Annotated in this window: 22 protein-coding genes; 21 read left to right on the top strand and 1 reads right to left on the bottom strand. The window is 35.7% G+C overall.

Features of this window, described 5'->3' with window-relative positions; genetic code table 11:
* Nucleotides 1–119 precede the first annotated feature (119 nt).
* The gene (locus CQZ94_RS23065; RefSeq protein WP_105587246.1) at nucleotides 120–2,507 is read left to right on the top strand and encodes an immune inhibitor A domain-containing protein; all 2,388 of its coding nucleotides are present in this window, start codon (nucleotides 120–122) and stop codon (nucleotides 2,505–2,507) included.
* A gap of 162 nt (nucleotides 2,508–2,669) precedes the next feature.
* Here the strand turns inward: CQZ94_RS23065 and CQZ94_RS23060 are convergent, their stop codons facing one another.
* Nucleotides 2,670–3,287 carry a TetR/AcrR family transcriptional regulator gene (locus CQZ94_RS23060; protein ID WP_142395914.1) on the bottom strand — a complete coding sequence of 206 codons (618 nt, stop codon included), beginning with the start codon at nucleotides 3,285–3,287 and terminating at the stop codon, nucleotides 2,670–2,672.
* Between the two features lie 171 nt (nucleotides 3,288–3,458).
* Between CQZ94_RS23060 and CQZ94_RS23055 the strand changes: the two genes are divergently transcribed.
* The 20 genes from CQZ94_RS23055 to CQZ94_RS22960 all read left to right on the top strand — a co-directional run bounded on the left by CQZ94_RS23055 (nucleotide 3,459) and on the right by CQZ94_RS22960 (nucleotide 20,921).
* Nucleotides 3,459–4,640 carry a YhgE/Pip domain-containing protein gene (locus tag CQZ94_RS23055; protein WP_105587245.1) on the top strand — a complete coding sequence of 394 codons (1,182 nt, stop codon included), beginning with the start codon at nucleotides 3,459–3,461 and terminating at the stop codon, nucleotides 4,638–4,640.
* 144 nt (nucleotides 4,641–4,784) lie between these two features.
* Nucleotides 4,785–5,249 carry a DUF2691 family protein gene (locus CQZ94_RS23050; protein ID WP_105587244.1) on the top strand — a complete coding sequence of 155 codons (465 nt, stop codon included), beginning with the start codon at nucleotides 4,785–4,787 and terminating at the stop codon, nucleotides 5,247–5,249.
* Between the two features lie 22 nt (nucleotides 5,250–5,271).
* A complete protein-coding gene (locus CQZ94_RS23045; protein ID WP_105587243.1) occupies nucleotides 5,272–5,787 on the top strand; it encodes a GNAT family N-acetyltransferase in 516 nt (171 codons plus the stop codon).
* The gene (locus CQZ94_RS23040; protein ID WP_105587242.1) at nucleotides 5,788–6,666 is read left to right on the top strand and encodes an aminoglycoside phosphotransferase family protein; all 879 of its coding nucleotides are present in this window, start codon (nucleotides 5,788–5,790) and stop codon (nucleotides 6,664–6,666) included.
* 125 nt (nucleotides 6,667–6,791) lie between these two features.
* Nucleotides 6,792–8,120 (top strand): YjiH family protein, encoded by a 1,329-nt coding sequence (locus tag CQZ94_RS23035; protein ID WP_105587241.1) that lies wholly within the window; start codon nucleotides 6,792–6,794, stop codon nucleotides 8,118–8,120.
* A 337-nt stretch (nucleotides 8,121–8,457) separates the two neighbouring features.
* Complete coding sequence (locus tag CQZ94_RS23030) at nucleotides 8,458–8,802, top strand: ArsR/SmtB family transcription factor (protein ID WP_105587240.1); 345 nt, start codon at nucleotides 8,458–8,460, stop codon at nucleotides 8,800–8,802.
* A 12-nt stretch (nucleotides 8,803–8,814) separates the two neighbouring features.
* The gene (locus tag CQZ94_RS23025; RefSeq protein ID WP_105587239.1) at nucleotides 8,815–9,330 is read left to right on the top strand and encodes an SRPBCC domain-containing protein; all 516 of its coding nucleotides are present in this window, start codon (nucleotides 8,815–8,817) and stop codon (nucleotides 9,328–9,330) included.
* An 89-nt stretch (nucleotides 9,331–9,419) separates the two neighbouring features.
* The gene (locus tag CQZ94_RS23020) at nucleotides 9,420–9,800 is read left to right on the top strand and encodes a VOC family protein (protein ID WP_105587238.1); all 381 of its coding nucleotides are present in this window, start codon (nucleotides 9,420–9,422) and stop codon (nucleotides 9,798–9,800) included.
* 159 nt (nucleotides 9,801–9,959) lie between these two features.
* Complete coding sequence (locus tag CQZ94_RS23015) at nucleotides 9,960–10,544, top strand: GNAT family N-acetyltransferase (RefSeq protein ID WP_105587237.1); 585 nt, start codon at nucleotides 9,960–9,962, stop codon at nucleotides 10,542–10,544.
* A 335-nt stretch (nucleotides 10,545–10,879) separates the two neighbouring features.
* Entirely contained in the window at nucleotides 10,880–11,512 is a 633-nt protein-coding gene (locus tag CQZ94_RS23010; protein WP_105587236.1) for a YdcF family protein, read from the top strand.
* 153 nt (nucleotides 11,513–11,665) lie between these two features.
* A complete protein-coding gene (locus tag CQZ94_RS23005; protein WP_105587235.1) occupies nucleotides 11,666–12,814 on the top strand; it encodes an acyl-CoA dehydrogenase family protein in 1,149 nt (382 codons plus the stop codon).
* Nucleotides 12,815–13,227: 413 nt separating this feature from the next.
* Complete coding sequence (spoIIP, locus tag CQZ94_RS23000) at nucleotides 13,228–14,373, top strand: stage II sporulation protein P (protein WP_105587234.1); 1,146 nt, start codon at nucleotides 13,228–13,230, stop codon at nucleotides 14,371–14,373.
* Between the two features lie 215 nt (nucleotides 14,374–14,588).
* Nucleotides 14,589–15,266 (top strand): copper homeostasis protein CutC, encoded by a 678-nt coding sequence (locus CQZ94_RS22995; protein WP_105587233.1) that lies wholly within the window; start codon nucleotides 14,589–14,591, stop codon nucleotides 15,264–15,266.
* A 23-nt stretch (nucleotides 15,267–15,289) separates the two neighbouring features.
* On the top strand, nucleotides 15,290–15,841 hold the full coding sequence (gene lepB, locus CQZ94_RS22990) for a signal peptidase I (protein ID WP_105587232.1): 552 nt from the start codon (nucleotides 15,290–15,292) through the stop codon (nucleotides 15,839–15,841).
* Between the two features lie 157 nt (nucleotides 15,842–15,998).
* Entirely contained in the window at nucleotides 15,999–16,751 is a 753-nt protein-coding gene (locus CQZ94_RS22985) for an IclR family transcriptional regulator (protein ID WP_078181192.1), read from the top strand.
* A 14-nt stretch (nucleotides 16,752–16,765) separates the two neighbouring features.
* Nucleotides 16,766–17,479 (top strand): 5-oxoprolinase subunit PxpB, encoded by a 714-nt coding sequence (pxpB, locus tag CQZ94_RS22980; protein WP_105587231.1) that lies wholly within the window; start codon nucleotides 16,766–16,768, stop codon nucleotides 17,477–17,479.
* A complete protein-coding gene (locus tag CQZ94_RS22975) occupies nucleotides 17,470–18,459 on the top strand; it encodes a 5-oxoprolinase subunit C family protein (protein ID WP_105587230.1) in 990 nt (329 codons plus the stop codon). Before pxpB ends, CQZ94_RS22975 begins: the two co-directional genes overlap by 10 nt.
* Nucleotides 18,460–18,477: 18 nt before the next feature.
* Nucleotides 18,478–19,239, top strand: coding sequence for a 5-oxoprolinase subunit PxpA (pxpA, locus tag CQZ94_RS22970; RefSeq protein ID WP_105587229.1), 762 nt, complete (start codon nucleotides 18,478–18,480; stop codon nucleotides 19,237–19,239).
* A 22-nt stretch (nucleotides 19,240–19,261) separates the two neighbouring features.
* Nucleotides 19,262–19,957, top strand: a complete 696-nt coding sequence (locus CQZ94_RS22965) for a DUF969 domain-containing protein (protein WP_000593391.1) — start codon at nucleotides 19,262–19,264, stop codon at nucleotides 19,955–19,957.
* 1 nt (nucleotide 19,958) lies between these two features.
* Nucleotides 19,959–20,921 (top strand): DUF979 domain-containing protein, encoded by a 963-nt coding sequence (locus CQZ94_RS22960; RefSeq protein ID WP_105587228.1) that lies wholly within the window; start codon nucleotides 19,959–19,961, stop codon nucleotides 20,919–20,921.
* Nucleotides 20,922–20,932 lie beyond the last annotated feature (11 nt).

The raw sequence follows: 20,932 nt of genomic DNA, 5'->3' as shown, positions 1-20,932 counted from the left end.
AATCTAAAATAAAGAATATTTTCAAAAATATTACAAATTAAGACAGTATATTGCAAATTATCGGAATATTCTTTATTATAAGATCATTGGAACATATTTAAGGTTGGGGAGGAATAGGGATGAAGAAAAAGCCTTTTAAAGTGCTGTCTACGCTTGCGGCGGCAGCTGTGCTTAGTTGCACATTTGGATTTGGTAGTCAATCTGTTTATGCGGCAACGCCGTCTAATGTAGGATCTTTAAGTCCAATTGATGAAAATTTAATTCCAGAGGAGCGTTTAGCAGATGCGCTCAAGAAACGCGGTGTAATTAGTGAATCTGAGTCGAAAGAAGACACATTAAAAGCTGTTGAAAAATACGTAGAGAAGAAAAAAGGCGAAAATGCTGGAAAAGAGCCAGCAGCAGGGGATAGTGTTTCGAGAGAAGCTTCTGACTTTTTGAAAAAAGTTAAAGATGCAAAAGCAGATACGAAAGCAAAAGCTGATCAACCTGTTAGTGGCCCGGTAGCTGGACAAGAGCCGGTTAAAGGGGGATTAAACGGAAAAGTACCAACTACTTCAGCGAAGCAAAAACAATATAACGGTGATGTTCGTAAAGATAAAGTTCTTGTATTGCTAGTAGAGTTTGCTGACTTTAAGCATAACAATATTGATCAAGTACCAGGTTATATGTATTCAAATGATTTTAATCCAGAACATTATCAAAAAATGTTATTTGGTGATGAGCCGTTTACACTCTTTGATGGTTCAAAAATCCCAACATTTAAACAATATTATGAAGAGCAATCTGGTGGTAGTTATACAGTTGATGGGACAGTAACAAAGTGGTTGACAGTTCCTGGTAAAGCAGCGGATTATGGTGCAGATGCAGGAGATGGCGGTCATGATAATAAAGGACCAAAAGGACCTCGTGATTTTGTAAAAGAGGCATTAAATGCAGCTGTAGAAAGTGGTATTGATTTATCTGAATTTGACCAATACGATCAATATGACAATAATGGTGATGGCAATAAAAACGAATCAGATGGTCTTATTGATCACTTAATGGTCATTCACGCTGGAGTTGGGCAAGATGGAGGCGGTGGTAGACTAGGTGATGACGCAATTTGGTCACATCGCTGGAACCTTGGAGCACCATATCCAATTGAAGGAACAAAAGCAAAGGTTGATAACTGGGGCGGTAAAATGGCAGCATACGACTACACAATTGAGCCAGAAGACGGAGCAGTTGGTGTATTCGCACATGAATTTGGTCATGATTTAGGTCTTCCAGATGAGTATGATACGAAGTATTCAGGATCAGGTGAGCCAATTAACTCTTGGTCTGTTATGAGCGGCGGCAGCTGGGCTGGTAAAATTGCAGGTTCAACGCCACCGAGTTTCTCTCCGCAAAACAAAGAGTTCTTTCAAAAGAACATGGGTGGAAACTGGGCAAATATTGTAGAGATTGACTATGATAAATTAAATCGCGGTATCGGTTTTGCGACGTACTTAGATCAAAGTGTAACGAAATCAACTCGTCCTGGTCTGATTCGCGTTAACTTACCAGATAAAGATGTAAAAGGTATTCAGCCTGCATTCGGTAAGAAATATTACTATAGTACAAAAGGCGATAATCTTCATACAACAATAGAAACGCCAGTGTTTGATTTAACAAATGCAACAATGGCGAAGTTTGATTACAAATCATTGTATGAAATTGAAACAGATTATGACTTCCTTGAAGTACATGCAGTGACAGAGGATGATAAGAAAACGTTAGTGGATCGAATTGGCGAAAAGAATGTGAAAAATGGTCTAGACACAACGGATGGTAAATGGGTAGATAAGTCATATGACTTAAGCCAATTTAAAGGACAAAAAGTAAAACTAGTATTCGAATACATTACAGATGGTGGTTTAGCACCGAACGGTTTTACTCTTGATAACGCTACATTAACTGTAGATGGAAATGTTGTGTTCTCTGATGATGCAGAAGGCGAAGCCAAATTAAAATTAAATGGTTTCGTTGCGGCAAACGGTTTTGATAAGAAGAAACATAACTATTATTTAGAGTGGAGAAACTACGCTGGTGCTGATCAAGCGTTAAAATATAGCAGTGGTGTACCGTATAATACAGGTCTTGTTGTATGGTATGCAGACTCTAGCTTTACAGATAATTGGGTTGGTATGCATCCAGGCGAAGGTTTCTTAGGGGTTGTTGACTCTCATCCAGAGGCAATTGTTGGAACGCTAAACGGCAAACCAACTGTTAAAAATAGTACACGATACCAAATCGCAGATGCTGCGTTCTCCTTTAACCAAACGCCTGCATGGAAAGTTGTATCTCCAACACGCGGAACATATGATTACAAAGGGTTACCAGGTGTAACGAAGTTTGATGATTCTAAATCGTATATGAACGATTTAATCCCAGATGCAGGACGTAAAGTACCGAAGGTTGGATTGAAATTTGAAGTAGTTGGACAAGCAGATGATAATTCTGCAGGAGCAGTTCGTTTATATCGTTAATAATGGAGAAGCTGTTGAAGAGGATTCCTTTCAACAGCTTTTTTCATAGGAACATAAATTTCAAGTTATTAATAAAAATAATAGTAACTACTCAGCCATACATTTCATTTAGAAGTTTGTTGATGTTCAGATTGATTAAAGCATGTTTCTATGCAGGCAAGCTTATTTCTTTAAACCAGCTGCATAGAAAGGACCATGAACTGCGATTGTTGATAAAATACGAGCAATTTCCTCCGGTTTTTCTTTTTGTCCATTATGTAACCATTGTTGGATGACGCCTATATGAGCAGATGCCATATAAGAAGCTAAGTATTGGCTTGGAACAAGTAAATTTTCCTTATTAATAAGAGCGCCATTCGTATCTTCAAATAGTGTTTTCCACATAAAGTCTTTCAATTTTGTTTGGAAAGATAAATCTCCTTTTGGGCTTAGTACAGCTTTCATAAAATCACTATTGTCATTTAGAAATTCAAGAATAGAAGCGATAAGTACAAACGGCATTGTTGGAGAAGGATTTGATCCAAGTTCAGCAATAACTTCCGGAAGTTTCTGTTTGGCAATGATGGAAAACTCATGCATAATTTCTTCTTGGCATTTTGTCATTAAATCAAATTTATCTTGATAGTGTGCATAAAAAGTACCACGGTTTATGTTTGCTTTCATAGTAATATCTTTCACTGTAATGGCTTCAAAACCTTTTTCCTCAATTAACTCCACCAATGCATTTCGTATGGCAGTTTTCGTACGAATAACACGTAAATCTAAATTACTATCGCGCAAAGCATGTCCCTCCTTAATTTTTTCCAACACATTTAAAGAAAGTGTCTTATAACCGACACATTCACTATTTTTGATTATTGTATAAGATTTAACTTAAACATATAATTCGAAATATAAATAAACAACACGTTGTTGGTTATTATAAATCAAATTAAAGGAGGATAAAAGAAAATGTTTAAAAACAAACTTTTCTTATTATCACCAGTTATTGCACTACTTGTTGTTTTTATTTTTTCATTAACATTATTTCCAACCGTTCAACCTAAGCCGAAAAACTTACCAATCGCAATTGTAAATGAGGATCAAGGAGTGGAAATTCCGAATCAAGCTAAAATGAATATGGGGCAAACAATTGTTGATATGATCGAAAAAACATCAAAAACTGATGAAGAACCTGCGGTAGAGTGGGTGGAAGTAAAAAATAAAGAATCTGTTCAAAAAGGTTTAAACAATCAAAAGTATTATGCAGCATTAGTGATTCCGAAAGACTTTAGCGTAAAACAAGCATCGCTACGAACACCACAGCCTTCTTCGCCTGAAGTCGAAATATATATAAATCAAGGAATGAATACGGCGGCTTCAACTATGGCAGGGCAAATGTTAAATGGAGTAGTTGATAATATGAACAATAACGTTCGTACACAACTACTAGAAGGATTTAAAGCAAAAGGGACTACTTTAACAACAGATCAAGTTTCAAATTTAGTAACACCTATTACGAAGAAAGTGACAAATATAAATGAAATTGGAAAAAATAGTGCAAACGGTAACTCGCCAATTTCTTTATTCCAACCGTTATGGATTGCAAGTTTAGCGAGCGCAGCAATTATCTTTATTGCGATAAGTAAAACGCGAGTGGGTACAAGAAAAGAAAACTTCATATTAAAAGTAAAACAAATTTTAGTGGGGGCTATTGCGGCGTTTGTAATTGGATTTGGTCTTACATGGATAGCAGATGGAATGGTAGGATTAAATATCTCGGATTTCACGGATACGGCTCTATTTTTATCCATTACATCATTTAGTTTCTTCTTAATGATTTCTGCGGTCCTTTCATTAGTTGGATTAAAGGGAATCGGGTTATTTGCACTGTTACTTTTCTTTGGTGCACCGCTATTGGCGCTAGCGCCTGAAATGATGTCTCCATTTTATCAAGACTGGATTTACTCCTGGTTACCGATGCGATTTATGATAGAAGGGCTAAGAGAAATCTTCTTCTTCGGAAAAGGATTGGCTTGGAATACTCCTACTACAGTGCTCGTTTGGATTGGTGTAGTAAGTATGTTTATCATACTTGGAACTGCTTTAAAACGTAGTGTAGTAAAGGAACATAAAACGGAATTGAATGCTTAATAGATAAAAAACGTTTCACTAGTAGTGAAACGTTTTTTTTTGTGATGAAATACAAGTTACATAGGGTATCGACAAAATGTAGTAGTTGAATTTGGTATATAATGTATGGGACGAAAATAAAACAAATAAGTTAGGAGCAAACAAATGAAAAGAGGAATTTTTGTAGATATTCCAAATGAATACACTAATTTACTTTGGAAAGTGTTAAGGCCAGTCGACATTACTGTATTTGATTGGCGAGTGGAAAATGAGGAATCTTATTTAGTAGTGCGTGATGGAATAGGTTCAGAATTATTTTCGGAAGATAAAAAAATAATGAATGGATTAGAATTAAAAAAATTAATAAAAGACAACATATATTATCTCATTTTTGCAGATTTAAAAGCATATCCAAAAGGGGAAGCACTAGGAGAGATTGAAACATATGAAGAATTTAAAGAGAGTAAGTGTGAAGTAGTCGTGCTAGTGGCGGATGGTGATTACATCCAAATTTATGCGAAAGATCAAGAAGTGATTGAATTGATGTATGAAAATGCACTGAATCAAGGTTTGTACGTTGAATACGTTACAGATGAAAATGACGGTAGAACGCGTTTGTCAGTATGGTAGTAATATGAAAGGGGAACGCAATATGGAGAGAAATACAGTTAAAGAATATACAATTCGAATTGCCACTGAAGATGAAAGTGAAAGCATTATTACTCTATTAAAAGAAGTAGCACAGTGGCTACAAGATAAAGAAGTAAATCAGTGGCAGTATCTTTTGGGAGGAGAAGCTACGGCCGAAATATTAGAAGGCATAAGAGCGAAATATACGTATGTTGTTATGAAAGAAGCTGAAATTGTCGGTACGGTTACAGTATCTCCTAAACAAAATGAATGGGATGAACGTATTTTTGGTAAAGAAGAAGTTTCTGATTCGTTGTATATTCATAGATTTGCGGTGAAACGGGAGTATAAGGGGAATGAAATAGGAGAATGGATTTTACAGTGGGTAGAAGAGAATGTACAAAGTGATAAAGAGTATTTGAAGTTAGATTGTGTTGGGCATAATCGTACGTTGAATGAATTTTATAAGCGATGTGGCTTTGAATATATCGGTAGTACGGATGGGCTTAGTAAGTTTCAAAAGAGAAGGAGAAAGTGAATGAATCCAATTAACGTAAGTTTAGTTGAAAAGTTAATACAGGAACAATTTCCAGAATGGGCACATTTAGAAATTAAGCCGGTAAAATGTAGTGGGCATGATAATAGAACGTTTCATTTAGGAAATCAGATGAGTGTAAGATTACCAAGTGATGCGGCATATGTACCGCAAGTAGAGAAAGAAAACAAGTGGCTTCCTATATTAAGTAAGGAAATCGCTTTACCAATTTCTGCACCGATTGCGAAAGGGAATCCGTCTGAAGAGTATCCGTGGCCTTGGTCTATTAATAAGTGGATAGAGGGAGAGACAGTTATGAAAGAAAATGTTCGTGACTTACATGAATTCGCAGCAGACTTAGGATCATTTTTAATTGAATTGCAATCCATTGATGCGAGTAACGGACCAATAGCTGGAGCACATAATTTTTACCGGGGCGGGCTTATATCAGTATACGATGAAGAAGCGAGAGTGGCTATTGAGAATAATAAGGACGTTTTTGATGAGACATTATTAAAGCATCTTTGGGGTTTAGCACTTAGGTCAACATGGGACCGTAAACCCGTTTGGGTTCATGGAGATGTTGCACCGGGGAACTTGCTTATTAAAGATGGAAAACTTTGTGCCGTAATTGATTTTGGTATATTAGGAGTAGGGGATCCTGCGTGTGATGCGGCGATGGCATGGACATTTTTTCATAAAAATAGTAGAAACATATTTAAAGAAGTATTACGTATGGATGAAGAAACGTGGAATAGAGCGAGAGGATGGGCGCTTTGGAAGGCGTTAATTACATATGATGCGAATAGGGATAGTAATAAGAAGGTGGCAGAAGAATCTTATCGTGTGATTCAAGTGATTGTGGATGATTATGAGAGGTAATAGAAAAAGCCTATTTGAATCGTATATTTTAAAATAGGCTTTTTCATATGATTAAATATTAGAAATTGAAAGAAGGAATCCAACATTATTATACAGAATATTTAGATAATAGGAGGTGTCGAATTTTGAGTGAAATTGAGTTGAAAAGTAATGTAATTAAGACAGGGCGAGAGAGGGGGATTATTCTTCGGTTTATACTTGCTAGTCTAGTTGGGGTGTTTATGTTTTTCGTACCAGTTACGATAAACGGTGCTTCGTCAATTATGATTGATCATATCGTATCGTGGATTCGGACTTCAGTTCCTTCTGTAGTACCATATTACGCACTACTTGTAATGATAATTGGTGCGATTTATCCATTTTATACGAAGAAATGGAATGCATCTATCGTAGATATTTGTTTTTCTATTTTAAAAGTAGTAGGTGTTGTTTTTGGCGTATTATATTGTTTGAAAGTAGGACCAGCTTGGTTCTTTGCGCCAGATGTTGGACCTTTTTTGTATGAGAAATTAGTTATATCCGTAAGTTTACTCGTTCCAATTGGTTCGGCATTTTTAGCGTTATTAGTCGGATACGGATTGCTTGAGTTTATCGGCACGTTTTGTCGTCCGATTATGAGACCGTTATGGAAAACACCTGGACGATCAGCAATCGATGCGGTTGCTTCCTTTGTTGGAAGTTATTCGCTAGCTCTTTTAATTACTAATCGCGTTTATAAAGAAGGGAAGTATACGACGAAAGAAGCAGCGATTATCGCAACAGGTTTTTCAACAGTATCCGCAACATTTATGATCATCATCGCAAAAACATTAGATATTATGCATTTATGGAATATGTATTTTTGGACTACGCTTATTGTAACATTCATCGTGACCGCTATCACCGTAAGAATCCCGCCTCTTAGTAGAAAACCAGATACATATATTACGCAAGAAGGGTTTCCAGAGCCAGTTTATAAAGAGAAAATGTTAGAGCGAGCTTGGGAAGATGCATTAGAAGTATCAAAATCTGCGCCAAGTATTATGAAAAATATCACAGTGAATTTAAAAGACGGGTTTATAATGACGATGGGGATTTTACCATCTATTATGTCAGTAGGATTAATTGGTATCGTCTTGGCAAAGTTTACGCCAATATTTGATTGGGTTAGTTATATTTTCTATCCGTTTACATGGGCTTTACAGCTTCCGGAAGCGGAACTAGCTGCAAAAGCAGCATCAGTTGGTATTGCAGAAATGTTTTTACCTTCTCTTTTAGTTGTAAGTGCACCGCTTGTGACAAAGTTTGTTATTGCGGTTGTTTCGGTGTCATCTATATTGTTTTTCTCCGCATCAATCCCCTGTATATTATCGACAGATATTCCGTTAAAAGTATCTGAACTTATTATTTTATATGTGCAAAGAACGATTTTAACGTTGCTAATTATTACGCCGATTGCTTATTTGTTGCTTTAAACTAATATATAAGTTCTGAATATATAAAGTTTTTTGACTTCAAGAAGCAAATATTTACTCAATAAAAGCGGAAGTCATTTTGATTCAAATGACTTCTTTTTATTTATCGTAAAATCGTAGTTAGTGCGAAATAATAACCAGTGGAGAGAAATAAAAAACATGAATTAAAATTTCACTTTATTGCAAAGTAAAAGCCACATTTAGTGTGAATTTATCTTTTGAATATTCCTTGACAGGAATATTCCTCTTTAGTTATAATCGACTCAACAGGAAGATAATATTAGTGATGATATTGATGTGTTATAACCGGAGACCATCACTTAATGAGGTGAGTGATATGTCGGGTGAAATTCCGGGCGTGAACATGGCGACGCTGAATGCCTTATCTGAACCGAATCGTATGAATATCGTTGAACTGTTGCGTGACGGTCCTCTAACTGTTGGGGAAATTGCCGACCAGCTAGGATTAAGGCAACCACAAACTTCAAAACACTTAAAAGTGCTAAGTGATACTGGAATTGTGGAAGTGCAGGCTGAAGCTAATCGCCGGATTTATAAGTTACGACCTGAGCCTTTCCAAGCACTTGATTGTTGGGTACAGTCATTTAAGCATGTGATGGAAGAGAGATTCGATAATCTAGATAAGTATTTGAAGGAATTACAAAACAAGGAAAAGTCTTAAGGAGGAATTGAAATGTCAAATAATACAATGGTATCGAGAGTAGAGAACGATCGGGTATTAGTACTGGAGCGCGTTTTCGATGCGCCGCGCGATTTAGTATTCAGTATGTTTAAAGAACCAGAACATTTGAAACATTGGTGGGGGCCAAGAGGTTGGGAAATTCCGGCATGCACTGTCGACTTCCGTCCGGGAGGCGTTTGGCACTACTGTATGAAGTGTGTGAATCAGAACTTGGAGCAATTTTTTGGTATGGAATCATGGGGAAAAGCAGTCTATAAAGAGATTATTGAACCAGAGAAAATCGTCTACACCGATTACTTTTCGGATGCTGAGGGCAATGTAAATGATTCTATGCCGTCAACCGAGATGACATTAGAATTCATCGATTTAGGTGGAAAGACAAAGCTAATAAACCGTGCTGAATATGTTAACAAAGAGGCACTTAAGAGTGTTATGGACATGGGCATGCTGCAAGGTATCACCGAAACTTGGGATCGTTTGAACGAGCGATTGGAGTCACTGAAATAGATTTTTGTACCGTAATTTTATTTTTGATGATAAGTAAGTTTAAAAGTATGGAGTAAAATAAATTTTTTTGTAAGGGAGCGTTGAAATAAATGATTAATAATGTTGGTCAAATTATGTTGTATGTGAATAACCAAGATGAAGTGAAGAAATTTTGGACAGAAAAAGTAGGGTTTATTGTAATTTCAGAGGAAGATAACGGTCAAGGAATGCGATGGATTGAAATTGCTCCGACGAAAGAAGCTGAAACAAGTATTATTCTCCATAATAAAGAGTTAATTGCTAAAATGCAGCCTGAGTTAAATCTTGGTACACCTTCTTTAATGTTCTTCTCAAAAGAATTCGATCGTTTATATAGTGATTTAGTAAACAAAAATGTTACAGTTGGAGAAATTGTAAATATGCCTACAGGTAGAATATTTAATTTTGCAGATAGCGAAAATAACTATTTTGCGGTAATGGAAAAGAAGTAAATTTCAATTCAAATTATGAGTGCGATGCCTGAATAAAGGCATCGCATTTTTTGCTTTAAGATATATTATATTTCTGTAATGGTGAATTTAATTTTTATATAATAATAAAACAATATATAATAATATGATATAGTAACAACAAAAGAAGGGGGCTTACAAATGGAAATTATTCACGAAAGAGCAAAGTTACGGTTAATGGATAGCAATGATGTCGAAAAAATGTTTTCAATCGTGAAAGGAAATCGAGATATTTGGGCGTATTTAATCTCTAAAATGGATACTGTTCAAGATATGCAGCAATATGTTCAAAAGGCGATAAAAGCTTATGGGGCAGGGAAGGATTTGCCATTTGTTGTTGTTGATCAAAAGACGAATGAAATAGTAGGGAGTACACGCTTATATAACATTTCAGTGGAAGATAAGACAGTTGAGTTAGGAAAAACGTGGTATGACCCGAGTGTACAGCGTACGAGTATGAATACAGAATGTAAGTATATGTTATTACAATATGCTTTTGAAAAATTGCATATGCGGAGAGTACAAATTAAGACGGATGCCCGAAATGAAAAAGCACAAAGAGCAATTGAAAGACTCGGCGCAGTAAAAGAGGGTGTACTTAGAAACGAAAGAAAATTGCCGAGCGGGCATGTTAGAGATGCAGTTGTATACAGTATTATTGCAAATGAATGGCCAGCTGTAAAAGAACGGTTATTAGAAAAATTAGAGTCATATAAAGAAAAATGATAATTCATAGTAAGAAAGGTGTATTGATCGTCAAGATGAAAAATATACCTTTTTTTTTACAAAACAGTTACTTCTTTTATTTACTTTTGTTTCATCATTCCATTATGATAAAAAATTCGTTACAATGTAGTTGTATGGTAATAAACTTATAAATTACACAAATGTAATGAAAACCGCAAACGAAAAATGAATTGATAATCCTCAATTTTAAATGAAAACCCTTTAATGCATATATATTACAAGAAAAATTCCTTCTTTTAAACAAATTCAAACAAAATGATTTGATATATACGTTTTTATATAGAAGTATGGATGATGTACGGAGGCAGTTATAAATGAAAGAAAATAAGAAAAGTAAGAAAAGAAGAATCTTGCAAGTATTCTTGCTTATGATTTGTTCTATTATTTTATATGTAAGTTATGCAGCTTACGATATTTGGAGTTATCGCTTTAAAACAGATGATGATGTGAAGACAGATGCTGGTATCGTGCTAGGAGCAGCTTCATGGAACGGAAAACCATCTCCTGTATTTAAAGAAAGAATTAATCATGCAATTTCTTTATATAAGAACGGTAATATTAAAAAGATTATTTTCACAGGTGGTACAAAGTTTGAGGCAGAGCTTGAAGAAGCACGTACTGCTAGAGTGTATGCACTGAAACATGGTGTAAAAGATGAGGATATTCTAATTGAAACAAAATCTCTTTTCACAGAAGAGAATTTAAAGAATGCAAAGCAAGTTGGAATAGAGAACGGAATACGCACATATACGATCGTGAGTGATCCACTTCATATGAAACGTGCGATGAAAATTGCAAAACATCTTAAAATTGAAGCGTATGCATCAGCAACTCCAACGTCAGCGTATAAAACGTTAGATACAGAAATCCCCTTCTTTTTTAAAGAATTATGCTCGTATATTGGATATGTAACCTCTTTGCCATTAAAGGCATTGAAAGGGGATTAATATAAGAAAAGAACCTATCCTTTTATAGGAACTTTTCTTATTGTTCAAAAGCATTGTATTTTTATCGGAATAGTGAAACAATAGAGAAGTAACTTCATATAATCATAATGACAAAATGAACGGTTTATGAATCGAACATAAAGGAGATTATGTATGGCACTCTCATTTGTTGAAACAGAAGAACAATCTTTAGTTATTGAACAAATAAATAAATTGATTCCGAAGTTCATGGAAAGGGAGCATCAACTAAGTGAATTAGGATCATTTCCGTATGAAAATATTAATAATTTGAAAGATATCGGATATACGAAATTAACGTTGCCAAAAGAATGGGGAGGCAATGCGATTTCTTTATATGACTTCGTTTTATTTCAAGAGAAAATAGCAGAAGGCTGCGGTGCTACCTCATTATCAATTGGATGGCACCTTGGCATTGTAAAGGAATTAGCTGAAAATCGTTCTTGGGATGAGGAAATGTTCACTTGGTTTTGTGAAGAAGTGCGTAATGGCGCACTCTTTAATCGAGCAGCGACAGAGCCGAATACAGGTAGTCCTACGCGCGGCGGGAAACCAGAGACGTTAGCTGTCAAAAAAGGTGAGAAGTGGATTATAAATGGAAGAAAAACTTTTACGACAATGGCGCCAGTACTTGATTATTTTATTATTTCAGCAAGTGTTGAAGGCCAGGAAGAAATCGGAGAGTTTGTCATTCCGAAGAATACGATAGGCGTATCAATTGAAGAAACGTGGGATAGTATCGCAATGCGAGGAACTGCGAGCCATGATCTCGTTTTACAAAATGTAGAGATAGAGAACCGCTTTTTTACGGATGTAAAGGGCGGGAAAGTGAAACAAAAGGGTATTGGCTGGTTGCTACATATACCAGCATGTTATTTAGGAATTGCACAATCGGCAAGAAATTATGCAGTTCAGTTTGCGGAATCATACAAGCCAAATAGTTTAAATCATTCTATTAGTTTATTACCGAATGTTAGAAGATTAGTTGGAGAATTAGAACTTGAGCTTATGCAAGCTCGTGTCTTTTTATATCAAATTGCGAAAAAATACGATGAGGCAAAAGATAAATTATCATTGCAAGCCGAACTAGCAGCTGCGAAATATGTTGTAACGAACGCGGCAATATCTATTGTAGATAAAGCAATGCGCATCGTAGGAGCGAAAAGTTTATCAGAAAAAAATCCGCTTCATCGTTATTATTTAAACGTCAGAGCAGGACTGCACAATCCGCCGATGGATGATGCAACTCTTTCCATACTGGCGGATGCCGCGTTTCGGTCTTAGCTTAAAATAGAGGCTGTTGAAATGTACTAGTCAAGAGAAAGAAGACCCTAATATAGGGTCTTCTTTCTTTATAAATAATAATATGATGTTATTTTTGAGATGAAGAAAAGCGAATTGTATCGTTGCGAGAAAGTAAGAAGGTATTCAGTTTACGACTATAAGTACGATGATAATAATCGGCGAATCATAAGTTATATAGCGTACATTTTTATTCTTTAAGATCACAGATATGAGCATTTTTAATAAAAACAGCTTGGATCTATTGTGAAAATTATTGATAAAAAGAACTAAAATGAATTATTAGGAACGAGAATTCTATTAATAGTTTCAAATTAGAAGGATTTCTATTCAATTATTAATCATATTAATTGAAAATTATGCGTACGAATATATTAAATGAAGGGAGATATAAAATGAATAAAATTAAACTGAAAGTATTGAATTTAAATTATATAATGATATGTATTTTATTCACTATTATATGTATTCTCACTTCATTTTTCATTTCCAGTAATTCAAACTTATTTAAATCATTTTATATTAATCAACTATTGGGAACTAATTCTACTAAAGGTCTTATGTATATGATAGGAAGTGAGAATCATTATTTTGTAGAGGAATTTCATAAAGAAAAAGGACAAGCGTCTTTGGAATCTTTTTTACTTTCAATCTCTACAAACATTAACATAAATGATCTCCGAAGTATATTAAGTAGAGAACTTCCTAATATGAATCAATTCTATTCGGAAATATTAATTGCTGGAGAAGGGACCGATTATACTAATATTCCTGAAGAATCCAATATTCCTTTAGAAAATATCAAAAATGAAGGGTCTGCTATTGGACATCAAAATAGTGAAAAAGAAAATAATTCTACCGGTAAAAGTTCGAATCTACAAAATAATAGTGAAAATAAAGTTTTTATTTATCATACACATAGTTGGGAATCGTTTATTCCTCTTATTCCAGGAGCTACCAAACCAAATGATGCCTCCAGTACAAATAATGAAGTGAACATTTCGTTTGTTGGAGGTTATCTAAAACAAAAGTTAGAGGAAAAAGGAATAGGTGTTTCGCATGATACTACAAATATGAGGGATTTTCTGAGAAATAAAAATTTAAATTGGGCTCAATCTTACAAAGGCTCCCGCCAAATAGTACAAGATATATTAGCAAAAGATAAAAATATTATGTTCCCAATTGACCTTCATAGGGATGATGCCCGAAAAAACATTACATTAAAAACTATTAATGGAAAGAATTATGCGCGACTCTATTTTATTTTAGGACGAAATAATCCTAACTATGAAAAAAACAAAAAAATAGTAACGGCAATAAATTCATATTTAGATGAAAAATATTACGGTTTAAGTCGAGGGATTTTCATTAAAGACCGTACGAAAGGAGACGGAGTATATAATCAAGATCTTTCTCCAAATGCATTACTTATTGAAATGGGAGGGGTAGATAATACACCAGAAGAACTATATGCTTCTGGTGACGCATTAGTAGAAGCGTTTAGCCACTATTATTATGAAGTTGCTAAGAAAAATAATTAAATATATAGAAAAAGCTATTCATACTAGCAAAAATTGAATTACAAGAATACTAAATATAACAGTAAATAATTTGGTGTTTTTGTAAAATAAAAAGGAGTGACACCTATGAAAAAATCTTTCTTTTCATTCTTCTTTTTATAGTTTTATAGTGGAATGCTATGCTTCTTATTTCACCTACTGTATAATAAGAAAAAAGCACGAAAAGAGGTTATCTCATGCTAGAGGTTATTGCAACTTGTTTAGAAGATGTGAAGCGAATTGAAAAAGCTGGTGGAAATCGAATTGAACTCATTTCATCGTATACAGAAGGTGGTTTAACACCGAGTTATGCTTTTATAAAAAAAGCAGTAGAAGCAGTGCAAATACCAGTTCATGTTATGATTCGTCCGCATGCGAAGTCTTTTACATATACGGAAGAAGAAATTGAAATGATGAAGGAAGATATTATCGTTGCACAGAAGTTAGGTGCAGCGGGTATTGTATTAGGTGTGTTAAATGAACAAAATGAAGTTGAAGAAGAGAAATTAGCAGATTTATTATCTGTTGTAGATGGAATAAATGTAACGTATCACCGTGCGATAGATGATACAGAAAATCCAGTAGAAGCGATGAAAGTTTTGAAGAAATTCAATAAAGTTACTCACGTGTTAACTTCAGGCGGACAAGGAAATGTAGTAGATAATATTCCAGTGCTTACAGAGATGCAAAAGGAAAGTGAAGGGAATATACAGCTTGTTGCCGGAAGCGGAGTAACGAAAGAGAATGTAAAACAATTGCTAGAAGAAACTGGAATTAAGCAGGCGCATGTAGGTACAGCGGTTAGAGAAGGTAAGTCATGTTTTTCTGAAATTGACCTAAAGTTAGTACAAGAGTTAGTTGAAATAATAAAGTAAGTATTTAAGAAAGAGGAGAAACGATGAAGACGAATACGAAGAAAGAATTGATCTCATGGATTAAAACGATAGGTATTACACTTGCGATTGCCTTTATCGTTCGTGGGGTGCTGTTTACGCCATCATTAGTACAAGGTGAGTCGATGATGCCAACTTTAGAAAATAATGAGCGCGTTCTCGTTAATAAGATTGGTTATAGTATAAACGGATTAAATCGTTTTGACGTTATCGTCTTCCACGGAAAAGAAGGGTACGATTTAGTAAAACGAGTAATTGGTTTACCAGGTGATACAGTTGAGTATAAAGATGATGTTTTATATGTAAACGGAAAAGCGATGGAAGAACCATATTTAAAAGAGTTTAAAGAAAAAGCAGCTGGCCGTGTATTAACTCCTGATTTTACGTTAGAACAAATCACAGGGAAAGCGAAAGTGCCAGAAGGCCAAGTGTTTGTTTTAGGAGATAATCGTGAAGTTTCTAAAGACGGTCGTATGTTTGGATTTATTTCAGAAGATGAAATTGTCGGAAAAGGACAAGCTGTTTTTTGGCCGTTAAAACAAGTAAGAGCATTATAAAGTAAAGCAAAGGTATGGGAGAAATATTCTTCCATACTTTTTTTGTTTGTGAAAAATATATTGATAGAATTGAAAGAATATTTTATAATTTTAAATTATATGTTTGTTTCGAAAAACGGAATTTAAGTTCCGAAATTCGGAACGAAAAGGAGACATGATGAGTATAAATAAAACGGCAGTTAAGACAATGGATATTTTGGAGTTGTTTTATGAGCATGAAGAGCTAAGTTTAACAGAGATGGTTCAGCTTACGAATATGCCGAAAACATCTGTTTATCGTTTAATTGGTTCGTTAGAAGAAATGGACTTTTTACAAAAAACAGAAAAGGGAAAGTATCGTCTCGGAGTCGTTTTTTTACGATTTGGTCAACTTGTTTCACAAAGGTTATCGGTAAGAAATATTGCGATACCTTATATGAAAGAGCTTAGAGATAGTTTAGGGCAAGCAGTAAATTTAATTATTCAAGATGGTAATGACGCAATTTATGTTGAGAAGATGGAAGGAGCTCAGCCAGTACGTGTTTATACGGCGGTTGGAAGAAGAGCACCACTGTATGCAGGTGCATGTCCGAGAATTTTACTATCGTATTTTTCTGAGGAAGAGAAAAGAAAATACGTAGAGGAAACAGATTTAAAACAGTTTGCAGATGGAACGATCGTGAATAAGGAGCATTTGTTAGAAGTATTACATATGGCGAAAAAAGAAGGGTACACAATTAGCTACTCTGAATTAGAAAATCATACAGCGGCTATAGCAGCTCCAATTTTTGCAAGTGATGGAACGGTTGTAGCGGGCATTAGTATTTCGGGATTAGCAATTGAGTATAGCGAAAGTAACATTTCATATTTTACTGCGAAAGTGAAAGAAACAGCATACCGCATTTCGAAAGAACTCGGCTTTTGGGCATAGAAAGAGGGAGTAGGATGAAATTTTCTGCGTTAGGGGATCAAGCAATTATTGTTACATTTGGTGAAGAAATTGGGATGGATATATACGAAAAAGTGCAACGATTATTTCAAGCACTGCAGCAACATCCGTTTGCAGGAATGGTTGAATGCGTTCCGTCGTTTACTTCATTAGCGGTGTACTACAATTTGTACGAAGTATGGAAGCGAAATAAGAGAAGTGAAAGACCATATGATCACGTTTGCCAGTATATAAAGGAGCTGTGTGATTCATATAAAGAAGAAGTGAACCGAGATGTGAAACATATTTCTATACCAGTGTGTTACGGGGGAGAGTATGGACCTGATTTAGAAGAGGTTGCGCATTATCAAAGCTTACAAGTAGAGGATGTTATTCGAATACATAGTGAAACAACATATTTCGTGTATATGTTAGGTTTTACACCAGGATTCCCGTATTTAGGCGGGTTACCGAAAGAACTAGAAACACCTAGAAAAGAAACACCGCGGTTACAAATTGCTCCTGGTTCAGTAGGTATTGGCGGAAATCAAACAGGTATTTATCCGCTAGAAACACCAGGAGGCTGGAATATTATCGGCCGAACACCTATTTCTCTATTTAATCCAAAAGAAGAAACACCAACATATATTCAAAGTGGTATGTATTTACGATTTATACCAATAACAAAGGAAGAGTACGTATCGCTTGAGGGGGCTAAAGAATGGATGTAGAGATTTTGCATGCAGGAATGCTTACAACAGTCCAAGATTTAGGACGATCTCATTATCAACAATACGGTGTACCTGTTGGCGGGGCTATGGATAAAAATGCGCTCAGGATGATTAATATGTTAGTAGGCAATGAGGAGAATGAGGCTGGACTCGAAATTACAATAATGGGGCCTAAAATGTTAATAAAGAAAACGACATTGCTCGCGATTGGTGGAGCAGATATGGAACCGTTATTAAATGGAGAGCGCATTCCATTATGGCGCCCCATATTAGCTGAAGAAGGAAGCATGCTTTGTCTCGGAAAAGCGAAAAGCGGTTGCAGAGCGTATGTGACTTTTGCGGGCGGTATAAATATTGATCGTACGATGGGAAGTAAAAGTACTTACATACGTGCTGCTCTTGGCGGTATTGAAGGGAGAATGCTGAAAAAAGGAGATTATTTTCAAATTGGTACAGGAGCAGAAGTTGCGAGTCGTTTCATTCAAAACTTACAAGAAGAAGGGCGTATAAAAACGAAGTGGGCAATTTGTAACAATGCTTTACCAAAATACAAGAAGCATCCTACTCTTCGCGTCATAACAGACTTTGAATATGATCAATTTACAGAAGAAAGTATAAAGTCGTTTTTTTCGAAAGAGTATAAAGTATCCAATTATGCTGATCGTATGGGATATAGGCTTGACGGAGATGTTTTAAATAGAGTTGAAGAGATAGAAATTTTATCGAGCCCAGTTACATTCGGAACAATTCAAGTACCGAATGGTGGACAGCCTATTATATTAATGGCGGATAGACAAACGACAGGTGGTTATCCGAGAATTGGAAATGTAATTTCAGTAGATTTACCTCTTCTAGCGCAGCTGAAACCAGGAGACTATGTAACTTTTGAAAAAATAACTATGGAAGAAGCTGCACAATTATATATAGAACAGGAAACAAGTATGAGTCTATTAAAGAAATTCATCGCTTTACGAAGCTGAGATTAGGAGGAAAACATCGTGACTACAATCGATTTAAACTGTGATTTAGGAGAAAGTTTTGGAGCTTATAAAATGGGGAATGATGATGAAATTCTTCCGTTCGTTTCCTCTATAAACGTTGCTTGCGGTTTTCATGCTGGTGATTCGGCCGTTATGCGGCAAACGGTTGAAAAAGCTCTGCAGCATAACGTAGCAATCGGGGCACACCCTGGATTTCCTGATTTAATTGGATTTGGGAGAAGGAATATGAACGTTTCAGCAAGTGAAGTATACGATTATGTTTTATATCAAATTGGCGCATTAGACGGATTTGTTAAAGCTGCTGGAGGGAAAATGCAACATGTAAAACCGCACGGTGCGTTATATAATATGGCGGCAACTGATTCGGAAATTGCGGATGCAATCGCAAAGGCAATTTATCATATTAACCCAAATCTATTACTTTACGGATTAGCGAATAGTGAAGCGTTTAAAAGGGCAACAGAAAAATATAATATAACTTTCGTACAGGAAGCTTTTGCTGATCGTACGTATAAGCAGGATGGAACTTTAACGAGCCGTACAGAAGAAAATGCTCTTATAAAAAATGAAGATGAAGCGATAAAACAAGTACTTCAAATGGTGAAAGAAGGGTATGTAGAATCGGTTAATGGGGAGAAAGTAGCAGTTCAGGCGCAAACGATATGTTTACACGGGGATGGAGAGAAAGCAGTACAATTTGCGGAGAGAATATACAGAACATTCGAACTTAACGATATTTCTATATGTGCACCGAAATAAAAAATGAGGGGAAGTGCTGGAAATGATTAAATTAATTGGGATACTACTTGTTGCAGTTGGGTTTTTATTTAGACTAAATACACTGTTAGTAGTTATGGTTGCAGGTATTGTTACTGGTATGGTTTCAGGCTTAAGCTTTTATGATGTGATCAGCATGTTCGGTAAATTTTTCATAGAAAACAGATATATGTCTATGCCAATCATATTAACTTTACCGGTAATCGGAATTTTAGAGCGTTATGGTTTAAAAGAAAGAGCAGAAGCACTTATAACGAAATCAAAAGGAGCAACAACTGGAAGAGTATTAATGTCATATTTTACGATAAGAGAATCATCAGCAGCACTTGGACTTAATATTGGTGGGCATGCGCAAACAGTGAGACCACTAGTTGCGCCAATGGCAGAAGGGGCTGCGCAAGGTAAATACGGTAAACTTCCTGAAAAATTAAGAGAAAAGATTAAAGCAAATGCAGCAGCTGCGGAAAATACAGCTTGGTTTTTCGGAGAAGATATTTTTATCGCAACTGGTGCCATTTTATTAATGAAAGGATTCTTTGATTCAGTAGGAATGCATGTCGGTGTATGGGATATGGCGCTTTGGGGTATTCCAACTGCGATATCTGCCCTTATTGTGAGCTGGATTAGGTTTAGAAGGTTTGATAAGTATATAGAGAAAACAATGAAGGCAGAAGAAAAACAAGAGAAGGAGGCTATATAAGATGAACATTATAACAATGGATACAATTTATTATTTACTAGGGATAATCGTTGCCTTTATCGCAATTCGTATCGCATTTGATCGTGAACATCCAAACCGATTCGGTTCTAGCTTATTTTGGGCATTGTTTGCAGTTACATTCATATTTGGAAATGTAATACCTTCATTTTATGTTGGCTGTATTGTGCTAGTTATGGTCGTTTTAGCTTCATTAAATAAAGTAACAAAATCTGAGGAGAAAGAAGTACCAGTGCAAGAACGTGTGAAACATGCTGAGAAATTAAAGAATAAAATTTTCATGCCTGCACTATTAATACCTATTTTTACAATTATCGGTACGTTAACGTTAGGAAAAATCAAATGGGGAAATGTCGCGCTTGTTGATCCAGATAAAGTAACGTTAGTTGCATTAGCGTTAGGAGCATTACTCGCATTCATTGCGGCGATGCGTATTACAAAATCAAAAATAACAACGCCTGTTCAAGAAGGAAGTAGGTTATTACAAGCTGTTGGCTGGGCAGTTATTTTACCACAAATGTTAGCGGCACTTGGCGGTATTTTCGCGAAGTCTGGCGTTGGACAAGTTGTTTCTGATTTAGTCGGACAAGTGTTACCGACAGAGTATCCATTCGTTGCTGTTATGGCGTATTGTTTAGGAATGATGCTATTTACAGTCGTAATGGGGAATGCATTCGCAGCGTTTGCAGTAATCACTGGCGGAATCGGCTTACCTCTAATTGTACAAATGCACGGAGGGAATCCAGCTATTATGGCAGCACTCGGTATGTTTGCTGGATATTGCGGAACATTGATTACTCCAATGGCGGCAAACTTTAATATTGTTCCGGCGATGCTGTTAGAATTGAAAGATAAGAATGCAGTCATTAAGGCGCAAGTACCAATTGCTCTTTCCATTTTCATTATAAATATGTTTATAATGTACGGCCTTGTATATCGTTTCTAATTAGGAGAGTG

The organism is Bacillus sp. MYb209 (assembly GCF_002975175.1).
Taxonomy (GTDB): Bacteria; Bacillota; Bacilli; order Bacillales; family Bacillaceae_G; genus Bacillus_A.
The sequence above is the reverse complement of the archived record's forward strand: the minus strand, read 5'-3'. Positions and strand labels throughout refer to the sequence as shown.